Source organism: Granulicatella sp. (assembly GCF_057274575.1).
This window is the reverse complement of sequence record NZ_DBHISP010000005.1, coordinates 19248-41153: the sequence shown is the minus strand read 5'-3', so window position 1 is coordinate 41153 and position 21906 is coordinate 19248. Positions and strand designations below refer to the sequence as shown.

Annotated in this window: 20 protein-coding genes; all 20 read left to right on the top strand. The window is 37.5% G+C overall.

Annotated elements, in window-relative coordinates:
• The first annotated feature begins 5 nt into the window (after positions 1–5).
• The 20 genes from ACO5V7_RS03850 to ACO5V7_RS03755 all read left to right on the top strand — a co-directional run bounded on the left by ACO5V7_RS03850 (position 6) and on the right by ACO5V7_RS03755 (position 21868).
• Complete coding sequence (locus ACO5V7_RS03850) at positions 6–1067, top strand: M24 family metallopeptidase (RefSeq protein WP_485485125.1); 1062 nt, start codon at positions 6–8, stop codon at positions 1065–1067.
• Positions 1068–1167: 100 nt separating this feature from the next.
• Positions 1168–1557: an Asp23/Gls24 family envelope stress response protein gene (locus ACO5V7_RS03845; RefSeq protein WP_298645789.1), complete on the top strand. Its 390-nt coding sequence runs from the start codon at positions 1168–1170 to the stop codon at positions 1555–1557.
• A complete protein-coding gene (nusB, locus tag ACO5V7_RS03840; RefSeq protein ID WP_485485124.1) occupies positions 1557–2018 on the top strand; it encodes a transcription antitermination factor NusB in 462 nt (153 codons plus the stop codon). The genes ACO5V7_RS03845 and nusB overlap by 1 nt, the downstream gene beginning before the upstream one ends.
• 596 nt (positions 2019–2614) lie before the next feature.
• Positions 2615–3463, top strand: a complete 849-nt coding sequence (gene folD, locus ACO5V7_RS03835; protein ID WP_485485123.1) for a bifunctional methylenetetrahydrofolate dehydrogenase/methenyltetrahydrofolate cyclohydrolase FolD — start codon at positions 2615–2617, stop codon at positions 3461–3463.
• A gap of 3 nt (positions 3464–3466) precedes the next feature.
• On the top strand, positions 3467–4801 hold the full coding sequence (gene xseA, locus ACO5V7_RS03830) for an exodeoxyribonuclease VII large subunit (RefSeq protein WP_485485122.1): 1335 nt from the start codon (positions 3467–3469) through the stop codon (positions 4799–4801).
• A complete protein-coding gene (gene xseB / locus ACO5V7_RS03825) occupies positions 4801–5013 on the top strand; it encodes an exodeoxyribonuclease VII small subunit (RefSeq protein ID WP_005605298.1) in 213 nt (70 codons plus the stop codon). The genes xseA and xseB overlap by 1 nt, the downstream gene beginning before the upstream one ends.
• 4 nt (positions 5014–5017) lie before the next feature.
• Entirely contained in the window at positions 5018–5896 is an 879-nt protein-coding gene (locus ACO5V7_RS03820) for a polyprenyl synthetase family protein (RefSeq protein WP_485485121.1), read from the top strand.
• 9 nt (positions 5897–5905) lie between these two features.
• Entirely contained in the window at positions 5906–6721 is an 816-nt protein-coding gene (locus ACO5V7_RS03815) for a TlyA family RNA methyltransferase (RefSeq protein WP_485485120.1), read from the top strand.
• A 3-nt stretch (positions 6722–6724) separates the two neighbouring features.
• On the top strand, positions 6725–8446 hold the full coding sequence (gene recN, locus ACO5V7_RS03810) for a DNA repair protein RecN (protein WP_485485119.1): 1722 nt from the start codon (positions 6725–6727) through the stop codon (positions 8444–8446).
• A complete protein-coding gene (locus ACO5V7_RS03805; RefSeq protein ID WP_485485118.1) occupies positions 8443–9171 on the top strand; it encodes a glycerophosphodiester phosphodiesterase in 729 nt (242 codons plus the stop codon). The genes recN and ACO5V7_RS03805 overlap by 4 nt, the downstream gene beginning before the upstream one ends.
• Positions 9161–10102, top strand: a complete 942-nt coding sequence (gene miaA, locus ACO5V7_RS03800; protein ID WP_485485117.1) for a tRNA (adenosine(37)-N6)-dimethylallyltransferase MiaA — start codon at positions 9161–9163, stop codon at positions 10100–10102. Before ACO5V7_RS03805 ends, miaA begins: the two co-directional genes overlap by 11 nt.
• Before the next feature lies 1 nt (position 10103).
• Positions 10104–11306: a GTPase HflX gene (gene hflX / locus ACO5V7_RS03795; protein ID WP_485485116.1), complete on the top strand. Its 1203-nt coding sequence runs from the start codon at positions 10104–10106 to the stop codon at positions 11304–11306.
• A 115-nt stretch (positions 11307–11421) separates the two neighbouring features.
• Positions 11422–12132, top strand: a complete 711-nt coding sequence (gene rnc, locus ACO5V7_RS03790; RefSeq protein WP_485485115.1) for a ribonuclease III — start codon at positions 11422–11424, stop codon at positions 12130–12132.
• A gap of 17 nt (positions 12133–12149) precedes the next feature.
• The gene (smc, locus tag ACO5V7_RS03785; protein WP_485485114.1) at positions 12150–15719 is read left to right on the top strand and encodes a chromosome segregation protein SMC; all 3570 of its coding nucleotides are present in this window, start codon (positions 12150–12152) and stop codon (positions 15717–15719) included.
• 128 nt (positions 15720–15847) lie between these two features.
• On the top strand, positions 15848–16669 hold the full coding sequence (locus ACO5V7_RS03780) for a Cof-type HAD-IIB family hydrolase (protein ID WP_485485113.1): 822 nt from the start codon (positions 15848–15850) through the stop codon (positions 16667–16669).
• A 14-nt stretch (positions 16670–16683) separates the two neighbouring features.
• Complete coding sequence (gene ftsY, locus ACO5V7_RS03775) at positions 16684–17688, top strand: signal recognition particle-docking protein FtsY (RefSeq protein ID WP_485485112.1); 1005 nt, start codon at positions 16684–16686, stop codon at positions 17686–17688.
• Between the two features lie 33 nt (positions 17689–17721).
• Entirely contained in the window at positions 17722–18438 is a 717-nt protein-coding gene (locus ACO5V7_RS03770; protein WP_485485111.1) for a Bax inhibitor-1/YccA family protein, read from the top strand.
• A gap of 140 nt (positions 18439–18578) precedes the next feature.
• Positions 18579–19565, top strand: coding sequence for a GMP reductase (gene guaC, locus ACO5V7_RS03765; protein ID WP_485485110.1), 987 nt, complete (start codon positions 18579–18581; stop codon positions 19563–19565).
• 111 nt (positions 19566–19676) lie between these two features.
• The gene (locus ACO5V7_RS03760) at positions 19677–20276 is read left to right on the top strand and encodes a DUF6630 family protein (protein WP_485485109.1); all 600 of its coding nucleotides are present in this window, start codon (positions 19677–19679) and stop codon (positions 20274–20276) included.
• A gap of 89 nt (positions 20277–20365) precedes the next feature.
• Complete coding sequence (locus ACO5V7_RS03755) at positions 20366–21868, top strand: serine hydrolase (protein ID WP_485485108.1); 1503 nt, start codon at positions 20366–20368, stop codon at positions 21866–21868.
• The last annotated feature ends 38 nt before the right edge of the window (positions 21869–21906 follow it).

Below are 21906 nucleotides of genomic sequence, written 5' to 3'. Positions count from 1 at the left end.
CGTTTATGACACGTTTAGAAAAAGTAAGAAATTCCATGAAAGAACAAGAAATTGATGGATTCATTGTTTATAGTCCATACAATTTACGTTATTTAGCCAACTTTACTGGAACAACTGGGTTTGCATTAATCACATTAACAGATGCTTATTTTGTTACCGACGCTCGTTACACACAACAAGCTCAACAACAAGCAAAAGGATTTCATGTGATTGAACACAAAACAGGTTGGGTTCCAGCGTTTGAAAAAATCATTCGCGAAAATGATTTAAAATTTGTTGGATTTGAAGCAGACCATGTTTCAGTTTCTCAATTAGAAATTTTTGAAGATGCATTTGATACAGCATTAATTCCAACACAAAACATTGTCGAAAAAATTCGTGAAGTGAAAGACGCTGGAGAAATCCAAACGATTCGTGAAGCTTGTCGTATTTCAGATGCAGCATTTTTACACATTTTAGATTTCATCAAACCAGGTGTGACTGAAATCCAAGTGGCAAATGAATTAGATTTCTATATGCGTGGATTAGGTGCGACAGGAGTTTCATTTGATACAATCGTTGCAAGTGGGGTTCGTTCTTCAATGCCTCACGGAGTTGCGAGTGCGAAAGTGATTGAAACTGGAGACTTAGTAACACTAGACTTTGGTTGCTACTACAATGGTTATGTGTCAGATATGACAAGAACAATCGCAGTTGGTGAACCCATCGACAAATTAAAAGAAATTCACGATGTTGTCTTGCAAGCTCAATTAAAAGTAAGCGAAGCAGCTGGTCCTGGTAAAACAGGGGTTGAATTAGATAAAATCGCTCGTGATTATATTGCAAGTCGTGGATACGGAGAATACTTCACTCACTCAACAGGACATGGTATCGGTCTTGAAATCCATGAAGCACCAAATGTTTCTCGCATTGCAACACAAGCATTTGTACCAGGAAATGTGATTACAAATGAACCAGGAATTTATCTTCCAGGTGTGGGTGGTGTACGTATTGAAGATGACATTATTATCAATCAAACTGGCAGCGAAGTCATTCAACAAGTTCCTTGTGAATTAATCATCCTTTAAAATGGACTGTAGTTGTTAGAATACCTGTTTCATGGTAAACTAAATGAGACTGAGAAAATCTTTTAAAGAGTAATTTTCTAGTAAAAAAGGAGGTTACAAAATGGAACAAATGAAGAAATATTCTAAAGATAAAGAACTAGGAGCGATTGAAATTGCGCCTGAAGTAATTGAAAGTATTGCAGGGATTGTTGCTGCACAAGTAAAAGGATTTTATCCTGTTCCTGGTTTATTAAATACCATTTTTGGCGGGAAAGAACTATCTAAAGGGGCATATTTAACAGAGGAAAATGGTGCCTTTGTGATCGATATTTACGGAAACGTAGACTATGGGGTTTCAATTCCTAAAACAGCATTATTATTACAAAACAAAATTAAAGAACAATTGCTTTTCAGTTGTGAACTTGTTATTTCACAAGTAAATGTTCATGTTCATGATATTTTACCGGTTAAGCAAGAAGAAACTGAATTATTTGAATTGGGGGATGAATAGTGAGTCGAAAACCATTAAAAAGACGAGCACTACGTGTATTGGCAATTCAAGCATTTTATCAATTAGATATGACTCCTGAAATGCACATTGTGGATGCGCTCAGTCTTGCGTTGGAATGCTCAGAAGATTCACCTTATTCTAGCGATGCAATTACGGAAGAAGATTTATTAAACGAAGTTCCGGAAATTACTTACAGCATAGCATTAGTAAGAGGAGTACAAAATAATCTCGAAAAGATTGATAGATTAATTGAAAAACACTCTAAGAGATGGAAATTAAATCGTATTGTACGTTTAGACTTGATCATCATGCGAGTAGCAATCTTTGAGATGACTTCTCCAGAATTAGAAGTTCCACAAACTGTAGCGTTAAACGAAGCAATTGAAATTGCCAAAACTTACAGTGATGAAAAATCAGCGAAATTTATTAATGGTATCTTATCAAACTTTGTAAATGGGTAAGATTCTAAGAGGAGAGTCTGAAGCAAACGTTTCAGACTCTTTTTTAAAACAGGATGCGAGAAAAGGCGCTTATAGGCGATGACGGTTCGCAGGTTGGCCGTAAGCGGTCTAGAAGACCGTGCGGACTAACCTCGAAAGGCTTGAGCCTATGCCTTTTCGAGCTCAACTTCAGGATACGAGGGCGAACGCTCAGGGACTGAATCACTGGACTGATATGCCGCAAAGGACTCGGAACGAGTCGTGCGGCCATATCAGGAAGTGGACGTCAGTCCTGTGAGCCCGAGTTCAACTACAAAGAATGTGAGCAATCGCGATCAGAAATGGAACGTTGGAAAATCCTTCACAGTGCGAAGGATTTGGGTGTGGGCATTGCAGATAGTATTTAAATGTTTATTTATAAGACATTTCAATATGAATTATTTGCAGTTTTACTTCAACTTAGAAAGCCAATAAACCACTGCGTTTAAGTCAGAGCACAATCCTTTGGATACACCCCTAAAAATTAACATATATGTTAATTCACACATTTGTTAATTTCACCATACATATTTTGTTTTTATCAAGTTTACATGATTAATTAGAAAAAGGAGACTTCTATGACGCAAATTCTAGATGGGAAAGCATTAGCTGGAAAAATAAGAGAAGAACTAAAACAGGAAGTACAACAGCTTTCTAGTAGTGGAGTGACCCCTTCGCTAACGGTTATTCTTGTTGGAGAAGACCCAGCTAGCCAAGTATACGTGCGCAATAAAGAACGCGCTGCTACTGAAGTAGGCATTCATTCAAACGTGATTCGCCTCAGTGAAGAAACGACACAAGAAGAGTTATTAGAATACGTGAATATACTCAACCATGATGTTAGCGTTCATGGGATTTTGGTGCAATTACCCTTGCCAAAACATATCGATACAGATGCAGTCTTAGAAGCAATCGTTCCTGAAAAAGACGTCGACGGTTTTCACCCAGTAAACTTAGGAAAGTTACTTCAAAAAGATGAATCGATTGTCCCATGTACTCCACAAGGAATTATGGAATTCTTCAAAGAATACAATATTGACCTTATTGGAAAAGAGATGGTTATCATTGGTCAAAGTACAATTGTGGGACGGCCAATGGCACTTTTAGGATTGAATCATGGAGCAACAGTTACGGTTTGTCATAGCCGTACAAAAGATTTAGCCAAAGTTGCAAAACGCGCTGACATTCTCATTAGTGCAGTAGGGAAAGCAGAACTTATTACAAAAGACTTCGTAAAAGAAGGAGCCGTTGTGATTGATGTTGGGATTAACCGTAATGAAACTGGAAAACTCTGCGGAGATGTTGATTTTGAAGAAGTGGCGCCACTCACAAGTGCTATTACACCAGTACCTGGCGGAGTTGGTCCAATGACCATTGCGATGTTACTAGCCCAAACCGTAAAAAATGCAAAAAGTAAGAAGGAGTAGGACATGGAACAAGAATACTTAACCGTCACCGCGTTGACGAAGTATATTAAAACTAAATTTGACCGTGATCCGCACTTAGACCGTGTTTATTTGACGGGAGAAATTTCAAACTTTAATAAAAATAGTGTGCATAAGTATTTCAACTTGAAGGATGAAAATGCCATTATCGCTGCGACCATGTTCCAAGGCGCTTATAAGAAAATTCAATTCCAACCTGAAGAAGGAATGAAAGTTCTTGTGATTGGTCGTGTTACGGTCTATGAGAAATCTGGTAAATACCAAATGATTATCGAGCACATGGAACCAGATGGTGTAGGGGCTCTTTATCAAGCCTATGAACAGTTGAAGAAAAAATTAACTGAAGAAGGAGTTTTTTCTGGACCGAAGAAACCAATTCCTGTATTTCCAAAGAAAATTGCGATTTTAACGAGTGATACAGGTGCCGTTATTAGAGATATTCAAACAACAGTTGCTCGCCGTTTTCCAATCGCACAGCTCGTGTTATATCCAACCGTGGTACAAGGAGTACACGCGGTTCCAAGCATTCTTAAAAACTTAGACTTAGTAGAACAATCGGATGCAGATGTGGTTATCATTGGTCGTGGTGGAGGTTCCATCGAAGATTTATGGGCATTTAACGAAGAACCGGTTGTAAGACGTGTCGCTTCATTTTCCCGCCCAATCATTTCAAGTGTGGGGCATGAAACAGATACGACCTTGACAGACTTTGCAGCTGACCAACGTGCAGCAACACCGACTGCCGCAGCAGAGCTTGCAACGCCGGTACTCAATGATATCCATTTAACACTTGGAAACTTGACTGGTCGCTTACAAACAACGATGCTCAATCAGTTGAATACTCGAAAAGAGTTATTAAGTAAGCTAGAGAAGTCTGGTATTTTTGTAAAACCAGAGCGGATGTATGAAGTCTATTCACAGCAAGTGGATCAATTGCGATTGAAGTTGTTACAAGGAATGCAACAAAAACTCCACCTGGCAAGACAACAATCGATGCAAATTACGCACCGTCTGCAATTAGTGTCTCCAGAACAATTATTAATTCAACAAAAGCAAAAACTCGAATGGTTGCAAAAGCAATTACTTGATAGCAATCAAAACTACTTGCAGGATAAGCAAATTAGGTTCCAACAATTAGTAGAGAAATTAGATTTACTCAGCCCATTAAAAATCATGACACGTGGATATGGTATTGTGTTTAAAAATGGAACAATCGTAAATTCGGTAGAACAAATTGAAAACAATGAAGAAATAGAGATTCGTTTAAGTGATGGTCTTGTAAATGCGACCGTTAATGAAAAGAACAAGGAGAGTTTATAATGGCGAAGAAAACATTAAAATTTGAAGAAGCAATGTCTGCATTAGAACAAATCGTTAGACAATTGGAAAGTGGAAATGTTCCACTTGATGAAGCATTAGATAAATTTAAAGAAGGAATGGAACTTAGTCAATTTTGTAATGAAACATTAACAAAAGCAGAAGAAACTGTTCGAGCAATGATTACAGTGAATGCAGAAGGAAAAGAGGCATAGTCCTATGGTTAAGGCTGTCATTCAACAACTTCAACAAGACGTAGCCAATCACTTAACAAAGCTTATTGAAGAAAGACCAACAGAAGCTCGCTTGAAAGAAGCCATGCTTTATGCGGTACAGTCGGGTGGGAAACGTATTAGACCTCTCTTAACGCTTGCAGTTGGTTTTGCTGGAACGGCGAGCAATGAAGCAGTGTTAGACTTAGCATGTGCTCTAGAGGTGATTCATACGTATTCCCTTATTCACGATGACTTACCTGGAATGGACGATGATGATTTACGTCGCGGTCGTCCAACCGTGCATAAGGCGTTTGATGAAGCCACTGCGATTTTAGCAGGCGATGCATTACTGACATTAGCATTCGAAGTGGCTTCAAATACTAACTTAGATGCGAGTCAGTTAGTAGAAGCCGTGAAGATTTTATCGAGTGCTTCTGGTATGAGCGGCATGATTTCTGGCCAAATGAAAGATATTGCTAGTGAAGAAGTGACGATTACTCTCGAACAAATGAAAGAAATCCATCGTGAGAAAACAGGCGAGTTACTACTAGCGGCTGTTCGTCTTGGGAATCTTTTTGTCGATGATGCGAAGATGAAAGAAGCTTTTGTTTCTTATGCAACACACTTTGGCCTAGCATTCCAAATTCAAAACGACTTACAAGATGTATGTTGGACAAGTAAACAAACTGGGAAAGAAACAGGTAAGGATTCAGAATTAAGTAAAAATACGTATCCGAGTCTCTTAGGAGTAGAAGGCGCAAAAGAAGCCCTTTCAACTGAAATTGCCTTTTGTAAGAGTGCTTTGGATGAAGTAGATGATACTTTAGAGAACGAACAAACAAAGGCTCTTCTCATTGAGTTTTTAACGTATTTAGAAATATAGGAGTAAAAAATGGAAAAAGAACGTGTGGATATTCTGATCGTCCAACAAGGGTTGACGGATTCTAGAGAAAAAGCAAAACGTCTTGTTATGGCAGGACAGATTGTGGATGCAGTGAATCATAACCGATACGATAAACCAGGGGAAAAAATTCCTGTGACGAGTTCATTGATGATTAAAGGCGAACCATTAAAATATGTCTCTCGTGGCGGCTTGAAATTAGAAAAAGCCTTAAAAGAATTTGATGTCAGTGTCGATGGAAAGATTTTATTAGACATCGGGGCTTCTACGGGTGGTTTTACAGATGCGGCCTTACAAAATGGCGCCAAACAAAGTTATGCGCTCGATGTGGGGTATAACCAATTAGATTATAAACTTCGCCAAGATGAACGTGTCGTTGTTATGGAACGTATGAATTTTCGTTTCGCAACTCCAGATGATTTCACAAAAGGGCAACCGGATGTAGCATCCATCGACGTGTCGTTTATCTCGTTGAAACTGATTTTACCGCCATTAAAACCGATTCTAAAAGAAGGCGGAGACGTGCTTGTATTGATTAAACCACAATTCGAAGCAGGTCGTGAACGTATCGGGAAAAAAGGAATTGTTAGCGATCCAAAAGTCCATGAGGATGTATTAGTGGATATTTTAAGCTTCAGTGAACAAATCGGATTTACTGTCGAAAAAGTAACGTATTCACCAATCACTGGTGGAAGTGGAAATATTGAATTTTTAGCGCATTTAAAAAATACAACACCAAGTGAGGTTCATTCGTTTGAAGAACTCTCGCGTCAGACGGTTAAAGAAGCGCAACGATTAAAAAAGTAAAGGGTGACGAACTTGATTCAAGAGATTTATATTAAGAATTTTGCCATTATCGAAGAAGTTCAGTGTACGTTTGAAAAAGGGATGACGGTTTTAACTGGGGAAACGGGCGCTGGGAAATCGATTATTATTGATGCGGTGGGCCTATTAATTGGTGAACGTGCATCGCTTGAAATGATTCGTTATGGTGAAGAAAAATCCTTGATTCAAGGGGTATTCCGAATTGAGGATCCAGCTGTTGTTGAAAAGCTGCAAGAATTCGGGGTTGAAGTCGTTGAAGATGAATTAATGATTCAACGTGAATTATTGCAAAATGGAAAATCAAACTGTCGTATTAATGGACAGTTAGCTACAGTATCGGTCCTCAAACAAATCGGACCTTACTTAATCGATATCCATGGCCAAAATGAGCACTTCTTATTATTAAATGAAGAGAAACATTTAGGGCTTTTAGATGAATTCGCACACCATCAAATGGGCCCATTGGTGTTGGAGTACGATGAAATTTATTCAAAAGTCGTAGCAGCTAAACAAGAACTAAGAGCCCTACAGACAGCAGAAAAAGAAGACGCACAACGTGTGGATCTATTGAAATTTCAGCTTCAAGAAATCGAAGAAGCCAATATTTATGTGGGTGAAGAAGAGCAGTTAAGCGAAGAAAAAGAATACTTCACGCACTTCCAAAAAATCCAAACCGCACTTCAAACAGCTCTTGCTGCCCTTGAAGGGGAAGAATATTCAAGCGTTGATGCCATCGGTGAAGCGACACGTGAAGTGGAAAGCTTGGAGTCCATTTCAACAAACTTTAAGGCACTTTCTACTCAAATGAGCGAGGCTTACTATCAACTGCAAGATGCTGCAAGTGCGATTCGTCATGAAATCGAAAATGCAGAATTTGATGAAGAACGCCTTGCTTTTATTGAAGAGCGTCTTGATGTTTACTATCAATTAAAACGTAAATATGGGGATGATGCAGAAGAAATTCTGGCCTTCCAAGATAAAGCAAGAGACGCTTTGAATAAGATTGAAAATAAAGAGGCTTTAATCGCTGAAACTGAAAAAGTGTTGAAGCAGGCCACTCTTGAAGCATTTGAGATTTCCAAGAAGATTTCAAGTATTCGTCGTGAAGTGGCTAAACGCTTAGAAGCAGATATTGTGAGCGAATTACACGGTCTCTACATGGAGAATGCGCAATTTGCCATTCAATTTGAAACTTCAGATAGCTTACTCGAAACCGGGATTGATATCGTTGAGTTTTACATTTCGACGAATAAAGGGGAACCGTTGAAGCCTCTTAGCAAGATTGTCTCAGGTGGGGAGTTATCTCGTATTACCTTAGCGATGAAATCTATCTTCACAAAAGAACAACTTGTTGGAACGATTATTTTTGACGAAGTGGATACAGGTGTCAGCGGACGTGTGGCGCAGGCGATTGCTTCGAAGATGCACTATATTTCAGAATACGCTCAAGTCTTGAGTATTACGCATTTACCACAAGTGGCAAGTATGTCGGATACGCATATTCATATTGAGAAAGTTGAAGAAGGTGAACGTACGCATACGATTCTGAAAGTGATGGATACAGAAGAACGCACAGAAGAAATAGCACGTATGCTCTCAGGTACGACGATTACAGCATTAACACTTGAAAATGCAAAAGAATTATTACAAATTTCAAACGCGATTAAACAAGAAAATGATACACGAGCAGAAGGTGAACGCAAATGACAAAAATCTTTGCACATAGAGGAAGTAAAGGGACTCATCCAGAAAACACACTCGCATCTTTTAGAGAAGCGGTACGTGTCGGTAGTGACGGTATTGAACTCGATGTCCATTTAACAAAGGATGGACAGTTAGTCGTGATTCACGATGAAACGGTTGACCGTACAACCAATAGTACTGGTGAAATCAGAAACTTAACGCTAGTAGAAATTAAAGCAATGGATGCAGGAAGTTGGTTTAAGAACGATTTTGCTGGTGAGAAGATTCCAACACTGGAAGAAGTCCTTCATTTATTAAAAGAATTGAACTTTAACGGACAATTAAATATCGAGCTAAAAACAGATATTATTCAATATGAAGGTCTAGTTGAGAAATGTCTTGCACTGCAAGGTACCCAGACTTGGCCGTTTTCAATCGTCTATTCTAGCTTTAATCCATATACACTTGTAGAACTCAAAAAAATGAATTCAGATCAAGAAATTGGACTTCTGTTTGAGTCAGTCGAGTGGGCGAATAAAGGGGATGCTATGCTTGAAAAAGAATCGTATCATCCTGATTTGAAGTTGCTTGATTGGACGATTGAATGGAATACGAATCAGTTGCCTTTACGTGTATGGACAGTGAATGAAGATGCAGACATCAACCGTTGCTTTGAACTAAACATTGAAGCCATTTTTACGGATTATCCGCAAAAGGCGTTGCAATTAAAGGAGAATTATGAGCGATAAGCTACCAAAAATTATGATTATCGTGGGTCCAACTGCGGTAGGAAAAACAGCTCTCAGTATCGAACTTGCAAAACACTTCAATGGCGAAATCATTAATGGAGACTCGCTTCAAGTGTATAAGGGGCTTGATATTGGGACAGCAAAAGTTACCGAGGAAGAAAAAGAAGGCGTTCCTCACCACCTGCTAGATATTTGTGAGTGGGATGAACTTTTTACTGCAAGTGACTTTAAAGAGAAGGCAGAAGCAGCTATTAAAGAGATTACGAGTCGTGGGAAGCTACCGATTATCGTTGGTGGAACAGGACTCTATATTGAAGGACTCTTATATGGATTCCATTATAGCGGCGAAGGCTCGAATAATCCGGATTATCGTTTACTAAAAGAAAAAGAGCTAGAAGAAAAAGGTTCTGAAGTTCTTTGGAATGAATTAAATGCAGTAGATCCAGAAGCCGCTGCGAAGATTTCGGTGAATAATCCTAGACGCGTGATTCGTGCGCTAGAAGTCATTCATGCAACAGGTAAGAAGTTTTCCAGCTTAAAAATTCAAAAGACGCCGCACTATGATGCGTTTGTGATTGGATTAAATACAGACCGAGCGCTTCTTTATGAGCGCATTAATTTGCGTGTAGAACTGATGTCCCAGGCTGGCCTGGAAGAAGAGGCTAGAGATTTATACGAAAAATCAAAAGGCTTAGATATCCAATCGATTAGTGGGATTGGATATAAGGAATGGATTCCGTATTTTGAAGGAGAGCAGTCGCGTGAGGGGATTATTGCGACCATTCAACAGAATTCAAGACGATACGCAAAACGTCAATTAACGTGGTTTAGAAACCGTCTCCCACAAATTCGTTGGGTGAATTTATTAGAGCATCCAGCAGATAAAGAAGAACTACTAGAAGAACTATCAGCTTTTGTAGAGGAGGGATAGAATGGAACAAAGAGAACGCGTATTAATCGTAAGCGTACAAACGACGCAAACGGATGAGGATTTTGCATATGCGAACCAAGAGCTTGCGCAGTTAGTCGATACAGCGATGGGGGAAGTTGTTGCTACTGTGACTCAAAAACGGGAGTCGATTAGCGGACGTACGCTTGTTGGAAAAGGAAAAGTGGAAGAAATCAGTCATCTAGTCGATGAACTAGAAGTGGATCTTGTTGTATTTTATCAATCGCTCACAGGGTCGATGGTGAAAAATCTCAATGAAACGATTAATTGTCGTATTATTGACCGTGTGCAATTGATTCTCGATATTTTTGCAATGCGTGCTCGTTCTAAAGAAGGGAAACTTCAAGTACAGCTCGCGCAATTAAACTACTTGCTCCCTCGTCTTTCAGGACAACGTGAAGGTTTATCTCGTCAAGGTGGGGGAATCGGTACTCGTGGTCCTGGGGAAACTCGCTTAGAAACAGATAGACGTTATATTCGTAAGCAAATACAAGACATTGAGGAACAGTTAGAACAAATCAAGAAACACCGTGAACGTTCACGTGAGAAAAGAAAGAGTTCAAACGGGTTCCAGATTGGATTAATCGGATATACGAACGCTGGAAAGTCAACGATTTTAAATCAATTAACACAGGCAGGCGCATATCAAATGGATCAATTGTTTGCGACATTGGATCCATTAACCAGACAGGTGGACTTGTTCCCAAACTTTGAAGTGACTTTAACGGATACGGTAGGATTTATCCAAGAACTGCCAACTACATTGATTCATGCTTTTGAATCGACGCTTGAAGAAAGTGCAGATGTCGATTTATTAGTGCATGTGGTGGATGCGTCAAATTCCCAGTTCTCCCTACATGAAAAGACGGTTACGGATTTAGTGAACGATTTGGAAATGCAAGAAATTCCGATGGTAACAGTCTATAATAAGACAGATTTGATTGAAGGTGAATTTCAACCGAATCTTTATCCTTCTATTCAAATATCTGCAGTCAATGATGCGGATATTGAACGGTTAAAAGAATTTTTAAAAGAACAAGTCAAAACACAAATGACATACTATGAAGAATGGTTAGAAGTGACGGAGACGAAAGAGTTAAATCAGCTTCAACAACGTACCCTCGTAGAATCATTAAATTATGACGAAGAAAAAAATCAATATTGTGTCAAAGGCTATCGTAAATAATATTCATAAAGCGGCTTGAACCTATTAATCAAGCCGTTTTATTGTGGAGTACATTTGTAATCCAACCCTAAAACTCGTATAATGTTAAAGATAAGGATTTTTTCAGGAGGCCATCATGAAGGAGATACAAACACTCTCAAAAATTTTAAAAGAGAAGTTCGATATTTCATTTAAGAACGAGGCATTGCTTATGGAAGCGATGACTCACTCTTCGTATGCCAATGAGCATAAAGAGATGAAGGGAATCTATAACGAGCGTATTGAGTTTCTAGGAGATGCTGTTTTAGAATTAACAATTTCTGATTGGCTCTTTCGACAATTTCCTCACTTCCAAGAAGGACAATTAACGAAACTACGAGCTCAAATCGTTTGCGAGGATAGCTTATCTGTGCTTGCGAAGGAATGTTTTTTGAATGAGTATTTGCTGCTTGGAAAAGGAGAAACGCTGAGCGGTGGACGTGAGAAGCCAGCTATTCTATGTGACGTATTCGAGGCCTTTATCGGCGCTCTTTATCTTGATAAAGGAGTGAACGAGGTTCAACGTTTTCTTAATCTAGTCGTTATTCCTAAAATTAAGAATGGACGATATGAACTAATTACTGATTTCAAAACAGATTTACAAGAATACTTGCAACAAAATGGTCCGGTACACATCCGTTATGAATTAGTTAAAGAAGAAGGGCCTTCGCACGATAAAATTTTTACTGTTCAATTAATTGTGGATGGAAAAAAATACAAGACTGCGAGCGGCAAGACGAAGAAAGCAGCCGAGCAAATGGCCGCAAAATTGACTATGGAAGAACTAGCAAAGAGTTCGCTTTCATAGAAAGAAAGGATTAAAGCATGCAATTAGAAAAAATTGAAATGTCGGGATTTAAATCATTTGCCGATAAGACAACAATTGAATTCGACAAAGGCGTGACTGCGGTTGTAGGACCTAATGGTAGTGGAAAGTCCAATCTTTCTGAAGCGATTAAGTGGGTTCTTGGGGAACAATCGGCTAAGAGTTTACGTGGAAAACGGATGGATGATGTCATTTTCGCAGGTTCTCAAACTAGAAAACCAGTGAATATTGCTGAAGTTAATCTATATATCAACAACGAAGACAAAGTGTTGGCAACCGATCAAACACAAGTTGTGTTAACGCGTCGTTTGAATCGTAATGGGACAAGTGATTTCTTAATTAACAAGAAACCAGTACGTTTAAAAGACATTACGGACTTAATGATGGACTCAGGTTTAGGGAAAGACTCGTTTGCTTTGATTTCTCAAGGGAAGGTTGAGCAAATTTTTAATGAAAAGCCTGAAGAACGTCGAATGATTATCGAAGAAGCGGCTGGAGTATTAAAATACAAAGACCGTAAAAATCAAGCGCAACGTAAATTGAATCAAACACAAGACCACTTGAATCGTGTAGAAGATATTCTTCACGAAATTGAAGGTCAATTAGCACCACTGGAAGAGCAACGTGAAAAGGCGATTGCTTACGTTTCTAAGAAAGAACAGCTAGAAGATGTGGAAACCGCTCTTTTAGCAGTCGAAATCGAAACGTTGAATGCTCAGTGGAAAGTAGCCCTTCAGGAAGTAGAGCAACTGCAAGAGCAATTAGCGCAAACAGAAGCAACTTTAGAAAGTCTTCAATTGGACATCGAGGAAAATCAAGTAAAACTTGAAGCCCGTAATGAAGAACTTGATGCAAAGCAAGAAGAATACGTAGAATTAATCCAAAAAGTCGAACAATTGGATGGTCAACGTAAAGTCTTTGAACAACGTCGTCAATTTGCGGAACGTAGTGATGAAGAAAATCAAGAAGCACTAGCTGCTGCTCTTCGTGAGTTAGAAGAAGTGGAAGAAAAATTAGCTTTTCTTGAAAAGAATCAAGTAGAACGTAAGGTTGAATTAAAGAACGTAGAAGAGGCTTGGAGCCAATTAGTCCAAGAATTAGACCAATTAAGTCAAAGTAACGAGGAAAGCGTTAAAGAGCTTCAAAATCGTTATATTGAGCAATTACAAGAAATCTCACGCTTACTCAACCAAGAGAAGAACCTTGAGAAGTCTATGGAAGTAAACCAAAACACTCAAGAGAAAATGACAGAACGTTTTGATTCCTTTGATGAAGAACACAGAGCTTTAGAAGAAAAAGCAAATCAATTCGTTGAAAAAATTGAAGAACTCACAAAAGAAAAAGCAAGTTCTGAAAAACAGATTCTAGCTCTAAAAGAAAAATTATCAAAAATCAATGAGCAACACTCTATTCTTTCTAATGAAGGGATAGAAAAGGAACGTCATCTTCAACAATTACAAGCAACCGTTCGAAGCTTGAAACAAGTATCTGAAGATTATGCTGGTTACTATCAAGGCGTTCGTGAAGTTCTAAAGCATAAATCGGATTTACCAGGTGTTGTCAATTCCGTAGCAGAACTTATTCGTGTGGATGAGAAATTAACGACAGCCATCGATATCGCGCTAGGAGCGACGAGCCAACATATCGTTGTAACAGACGAGAAGGCTGCTGCCAAAGCGATTACGTATTTGAAAACGAATCGTCTAGGACGTGCAACATTCTTACCATTATCGATTATTAAAGAAAAACAAGTACCTGACGCAGTTATGAATCAAGCTAAAAAAGTGGACGGCTTTATTGGTATCGCAAGTCAACTTGTGTCAACAGAACAAAAATATGCTTCTATTATCAAAAACTTACTTGGAACAACTCTTGTGACGACCAACTTACAAGTATCGCAATTATTAGCAAAACAACTTGGTTATCGCTATCGTATTGTGTCACTTGAAGGGGATGTCGTAAACGCGGGCGGTTCGATGACGGGGGGAGCTTCTAAGAACTCTGGACAACAATCTCTTGTACGTCGTAATAGCCAATTAGAAACTGTTACGAAGCAATTTGAAGAAGCAAAGACTGAATATGAAAAATTGTCAGCACAGTTCCAAAAAGTGACAGCTGAAAAGAACAAGCTAGAAGAAGAGTATCGCGAATTAAATGCGAGTCATACTCAATTGGAACAAACCCTCAACCAACTAGAATTCCAATCAAGATTTGCGCTTGAAGAAGTTCAAAAACACGAACGTATTCAACAAGCAAACCAATTTGAAATGGATGAACTCATTGAAGCATATGAGCAATTGGAAGAACAATACGTTGAAAACCATGAGAAATTAGTGGCTCTTCAAAAAGCAAATGCATCCTTGAAAAAAGAATTGGATTACCTTCAATTATCGAATGAAGATAAAACTCAACAAATTCAAGAAAAACAAAAAGAATTGCAAGAACTTGGTACAAATCGTGCTCGTGTACAAGAGCAATTTAACCAAGAAAAACGTGAAATTCATCAAACGAAACTTCAAAAAACTCGTTTAGAAGATCAAATTGAATTATTACATTCTAAGAAATCGGAACAGTCTCGTAACCAAGAGGAAGATGAGGCAATTTACGCTAAAATCCAAGAAGAATTTGACGCGTTAAAAGGCGAAGTCGATGAATTAGATGCATTGATTAAAGAGTTACGTGATGAGCGTGCAGTTCTTGAAATTCATGTAAAACAATCAGAAGCATCCCGCACTCAAGCGCAACATCAATTACAAGATCAGTTGAAGAATCAGACTCGTTTAGAAACAAAAGCGAATCGTTTTGAAATTTCGATTGACCAAAAATTGACGTACTTGAGCGAAGAATACGAGTTAACGTTTGAAGCAGCGATTGCAAAAACAACACTTGATATGTCGATTGAAGAAGCTTCGAAACTCGTTCGTAGCCTAAAACAACAAATCGAACAAATGGGTGCTGTAAACTTGTTAGCGATTGAAGAGTTTGAAGCAGTGCAAGAACGTTTCACATTCTTAACAGCACAACAACAAGATTTACTAGAAGCAAAACAAACCCTGGAAGAAACGATTACAGAAATGGACGAGGAAGTAACCACTCGCTTTAAGACAACATTTGATGCGGTAAGTACTCAATTTGAGCGCACATTCCCACGCTTATTTGGTGGTGGACGTGCAACTCTTGAGTTGACAGATCCGGATAACTTATTGGAAACAGGAATTGAGATTATTGCTCAACCACCCGGCAAGAAACTGCAATCACTCAGCTTACTTTCTGGGGGAGAACGTGCCTTTACGGCAATTGCATTACTATTTGCAATCTTAGAAGTGAAGCCAGTTCCGTTCTGCTTACTCGATGAGGTTGAAGCAGCACTGGATGAGGCAAACGTAGCGCGTTACGGTCGTTACTTAAAAGAGTTTACAAATCGTACGCAATTCATCGTGATTACGCACCGTCGTGGTACGATGGAAGAGGCAGATGTATTGTATGGAGTAACGATGCAAGAATCTGGGGTCTCAAAACTTGCTTCTGTTAAGTTTGAAGACTTTGACGAAACAGAAGACGTGAAATAAGAGTAAGAGGTAGCCCATACGCGCTGCCTCTTTTTTTATAATACGAATGGTTTATTTTATGGTATACTATAAGAGATACGTTCACTGTGCGTATAATGAAAGCAGAAGTGCTTAAAGGAGTTTTATAGTTGATTAAATTAATTGCACTAGATTTAGATGGAACATTATTAACTGGTGAAAAAAAGATAACTGAAGAAAATAAAAAAGCTATTAAATTAGCCAAAAAAAATGGGATTAAAGTAGTTCTTTGTACAGGTCGACCAATTGTAAGTATTGTTCACTTACTTGAAGAATTAGACCTGATGGGAGATGATGATTACGCCATTAACTTCAATGGTGGTTTGATTCAAAAAACAAAATATGGAGAAATCGTCTATGAAACAGGACACACTGTAGAAGATATGAAGTATTGTCATGAAGAAGTAACCAAAGTAGGGCTTCCGTTAGTCATGGTTGATACGGTGAGAGCTTATGAGCCAACGCCTCCAGAAGGACGTCCGTCAATTTATAATACATTACCGCATCCAATTACGTTTGAACAAAAGAATCCAGAAGATTTCGAAGAGGGACATATCTTTAATAAAGCTGTTCTTTGTATCGCTCAAGACATCTTGGATGAAGGAATTGCAAAATTACCACAAGAATTCTTCAAACGCTTCAACTGTATGAAATCAAGAACATTTTTATTAGAAGTTGTTCCAAAACATGTTTCAAAAGGAAATGGCTTAAAGATGTTAGGAGATATTCTAGGAATCTCACTGGATGAAATGGCAGCATGTGGTGATGAGGAAAATGACTTACCAATGTTAACAGTTGTCGGTTATCCAATAGCCATGGGCAATGGCTCAAAAGAAGTCAAAGATGTAGCAAAATATGTAACATCAACGAATGAGGACTCAGGTGTTGCTAAGGCTATTTATCATATTATAGAAATGAATAAACAAGCGTAAAGTGAGGGGAAAATATGGGATTATTTGATCGAATTAAACGTGCCTTTACTGGTGAAGACGAAGTCATTAAACATGAGGAAAAGAAAGAATCAATTGTAATTGAAAAATATGACAAAGGGATGGAAAAAACGCGTCGCAGTTTCTCAGAACGATTGAATGAATTTCTTGCAGACTTCAGAGAAATCGATGAAGATTTCTTTGAAGATTTAGAAGAGACTTTTATTTCTTCAGACGTAGGTTTTGAGATGACTTTGGCGATTACGGACGCCTTAAGAGATGAAGTTCGTTTAAAAAATGCTACAACTTCTGGCCAAGTCAAAGAAGTCATCATTGAGAAGATGGTCGACATTTACGAAAAAGGGGAAGACAACTTATCTGCATTGAAGAAAGCAGAAGGTCGTCCAACTGTGTTAATGTTTGTCGGCGTGAATGGGGTTGGTAAAACAACAACTATCGGTAAAATCGCTTGGAGATTAAAACAAGAAGGCAATAAAGTGTTGCTAGCTGCAGGAGATACATTCCGTGCAGGTGCAATTCAACAATTGGAAGTATGGGGCGAACGAGTTGGCGTTCCTGTTGTATCAGGGCGTGAAGGAGGAGATCCATCCTCTGTTGTATTTGATGCGATTAAAAAAGCGAAGGAAGAAAACTTTGATTATTTATTAATCGATACAGCGGGTCGTCTTCAAAATAAAGTGAATTTAATGAAAGAGTTAGAAAAGATGAATCGTATCATCTCCCGTGAAATTGAAACGGGAGCAGATGAGACTTTATTAGTTTTAGATGCGACAACTGGACAAAACGCTCTTGTGCAAGCAAAACAATTCGGAGAGACAATCAACATTACAGGACTAATCTTAACGAAATTAGACGGAACTGCAAAAGGTGGAGTGATCCTTTCTATTCGTCATGAATTAAATATTCCTGTTAAATTCATTGGATTAGGTGAACAGATGGATGACTTGCAACCATTTGAACCAGAACAATTTATTTACGGATTAGTAAAAGATATGCTATAATACGTTTATATTAAATTGAAATGAGGCGAAATAATGGAAAATAATCATTATGGTGTTCAATCTAGTATTGAAGGAAGAAATCAGTTTTTCATGAAAGTCTACGGATGGATGTTTGGAGGAATTGCAATTTCTGCTGTTGTTGCTTATTTATTTAGCACGACTCCGGCATTATTCAGTCTATTTTATAATTTCATGGTAACAACACATGGATATGGAATGTGGGGAATTTTCTTATTGCAATTAGTTCTTGTATTTTTAATGCGACCTAATTACGAGAACCTAGGAAATCCTATTCGCTATATGGTCATGTATTGCTTGTATGCAGCACTAACAGGGTTAACATTCTTTACATTAACTTTTGTATATGATTTAGGAAGTATTGTTCAAGCATTTGCTTCTACATGTGCTTTGTTCGTAGGGCTATCTGTTGTAGGATTTACAACAAAAAAAGACCTAACTGGATGGGGTCAACAAGCATTGGGCGCTTTAATAGGTCTAATTCTTGCAAGTCTTCTTAACTTATTCTTCTTCCGTAGCTCTATGGTAGAGTGGATTATGTCAGGTATTTCTTTAATCATCTTTATCATATTAACAATTTATGATACACAAAAACTAAAAAGAATGTATGATTACTTCGAAGGACAATCAGCACTTGAAGGAATTGCCATTCTAGGTGCTTTAGAATTATATCTTGACTTTATCAATATCTTCTTAGATATCCTTCGTTTATTCGGAAGTGGAAAAGATTAATTCGTTGAAATAGGTCTGGGTTTATCCCAGGCTTATTTTTTTGTAAAAATATTTTTATTAGGAAAGAAATAATTACATGCATTATAGTAGAAAATCATGTATACTACCTACGTACGCATTAACGATATAGGAGGAAATTTATGTTTGAGTTAAATGCATTCGATTATGAGGATATTCAATTAGTCCCAAATAAATGTATTGTAAATAGTCGTTCGGAGTGTGATACTACAGTAAAATTAGGGAAGTTCACTTTTAAACTTCCAGTAGTTCCTGCTAATATGCAAACAATTATTGATGAATCTGTAGCAGAGTTTTTAGCGAAGAATGGTTATTTTTATATTATGCATCGTTTTGATGAGCAAAGTCGCTTGCCATTTGTAAAACGAATGAAAGAGAATGGTTTAATATCATCTATTAGTGTGGGTGTAAAACCGCAAGAGTATGATTTCATTCTAGAATTAAAAGAAAAAAACTTAGTTCCTGACTATATCACAATAGATATCGCCCATGGTCATTCAAATTCTGTGATTGATATGATTGGTCATATAAAAAAACATTTACCAGAAACTTTTGTAATTGCTGGAAATGTAGGAACGCCAGAAGCCGTTCGTGAACTTGAGAATGCTGGGGCAGATGCAACAAAAGTAGGGATTGGACCTGGAAAAGTATGTATTACAAAAATTAAAACAGGATTTGGTACTGGTGGATGGCAATTAGCGGCTCTACGTTGGTGCTCTAAAGCTGCTCGTAAGCCTCTCATTGCAGATGGTGGAATTCGTACGCATGGTGACATTGCTAAATCTATTCGTTTTGGTGCCACAATGGTTATGATTGGTTCACTTTTTGCAGGACATGAAGAGTCTCCAGGTAAGACTGTTGAAATGGATGGTCAATTATTCAAGGAATACTTTGGAAGTGCTTCTGAGTACCAAAAAGGGGAACGTAAAAATGTGGAAGGGAAAAAAATTGTCGTTCCATATAAGGGATTGCTTCAAGATACTTTAATTGAAATGCAACAAGATTTGCAATCATCAATTTCATATGCAGGCGGAAAAGATATTGAAGCCATTCGTAAAGTGGATTATGTGATTGTAAAAAACTCTATTTTTAATGGGGATTCTATTTAAACAGATTGTTAAGCAGAAAGAGAAATCTTTCTGCTTTTTTAATTTGATATTTATTCTTGGAAAATTGTTTGTTATACTAATCTAAAGAACTCCATAAAAGGAGGAAAAATTATGTGGTTATTTAATCGTAAGAGTCAAAGGAAAGATGAATTCGAATTTGAAGAGACACTTGATAGTGAAACTGTCGAAGTGGATAGTGATTCCGATGAAGATTGTTATCTCCAAATTTCGGAAATTATCACTGACGATAATCAAAGCGTAAAAGAATTATTAGAAAATTATTTTGAGGATCCTAGACTTTTGTTGGAAGAGTTCCAAGAAGATTGTGATGAGTGGAATGATGATTTTAATGTTACTAAAGAGGAATTATTGGACGATTATTGGTTCATTCTACTCCATATTTTAGAAAAAGAATCTTATGCAAAAAGAATATACTGGAGAGATAATGTTGACACAGTCATAAAAAAACTCAAACAGTTAAAACAGTTAAAAGAGATTTCCTTTGATGAACGATTAAGTAATTGTACCCATCTATCTTTAGCAGAATTTTTTGAGTGTATTTCAAAAGAATTCCAAAAATTAGGAGTTATTATTGGAACTTTCGAATTAGATGATGAAAATGTATTAGCATTTTCGATAGTAGATAGACGCATTGAAAGATTCAACAGATTAATGAATAGAGTGGAAAAATTTTGGAAGCAAATTTCGTAACGATTACAAAATTGTTATGATTTTGCTTTTTCTATTTGAAAACTGGAGAGAATCTTATTAGAATAAAATGTGTTGTAAGGAGAATAGTGATGAATAAACGAACTTTAAAGTTTCTACTTGGAGTGCTGAGTTGTATTTTTGTATTAATTAGTTTAGCGCCGATTTCAGCGCAGGAGACGACGAACGAATCGGTTTCGCAAACTACTGTTGTAGAAGAAACAGTTGAAGTAGCAACAACGGTCACTCTGGAAAATAAAGAAGAAATGACTCAGCAAAAATCAACAGAACTTTCTATTGAAGATGAGATTTTCGATATCACTCAAAGATATGGTTATGATGTTAGTGAGTATTATCGACCAGAAAGTGCCATTTTAGTCGATGCTGAAACTGGTCAAATTTTATACGGTGACCATATTGATAAACTATGGGATCCTGCTAGTACTACTAAACTGATGACAGCATATTTAGTATATGAAGCTATTAAGGCTGGGAAAATTACATTAGATACGAAAATTACAGCGACAGAATTAGACAGGGCTATTTCTACAATTGATGATATTAGTAATAATCAAATTAGAGCAGGTATTGAATATCCAGTTAGAGATTTATTATATTTAATGATGTATCCTTCCTCAAATGTAGCTACTGTGATGCTTTCGCACGCTATCAGTCAATCAAATGAAGAATATATTAAAATGATGAACGATAAAGCAAAAGAACTTGGTATGACGAATTCTAAGTTCTATAATCCAAGTGGAGCAGTAGTATCTGCGTTCCGTGGATTATATACAGTGGAAGGTGTTCCGGATGAATATAATCAAACGACTGCTAGAGATTTAGCAACTTTATCTTATTATTTCTTAAAAAATTTCCCTGAATTTCTTGAAATTACCAGAGAGCCAGCAGTGACAACAATGGAAGGAACGGTAGTAGAAGAAACATTCTACACATTAAACCAATTAGCAAGCGGTATGAATCAAGGGTATTTCCATGTTGATGGTTTTAAAACTGGATCTTCTCCAAACGCAGCCTTGAACCATGTTATTACAGCCAAAGAAAAGGGCAGACGAGTAATCGAAGTGTTAATGGGAGTAGGGAGTTGGAGTGATTATAATACTAGCGTGTATTATAGAGCTCAATTTGGGAATGCTATTTTAGAAAAAGCATTTACGGAATATCGTGAAGAAACAGTTTTAAAAGCTGGTGTTCATGAAATTGATGGTCAGAAAATAAAAGTAGAAAAAGATATTAAAGCTATTACCAAAGGCGATTCAAAACCAACCTATAAGTTAGTTGGCGATGAAATTATCGTTGAAAATACTTTTCCAACTTTAACAAAAGCGATTAAAAGTAATGTTCATAAGGTTACTAAAGTAGTAGAAGAAACAACAACTGAAGAAGCTATAACTACGTCTGAAGCTAATAATGAAGGTATATTGTCTTTTAATGATGAGGATACAAGCACTTTTGTTGGATGGCTACGAGGCTTAAGTAAAAACCCATTATTACTTGCTGGCCTTTTATTGGCTTTAAGTGTATTTATTAGTGGGATTGTGATTGCAACTGTTCAAGTATTCAAAAAAGATTATTAAAACAAGAAACCCCTGAGAAGAGAAATTCTCAGGGGGAT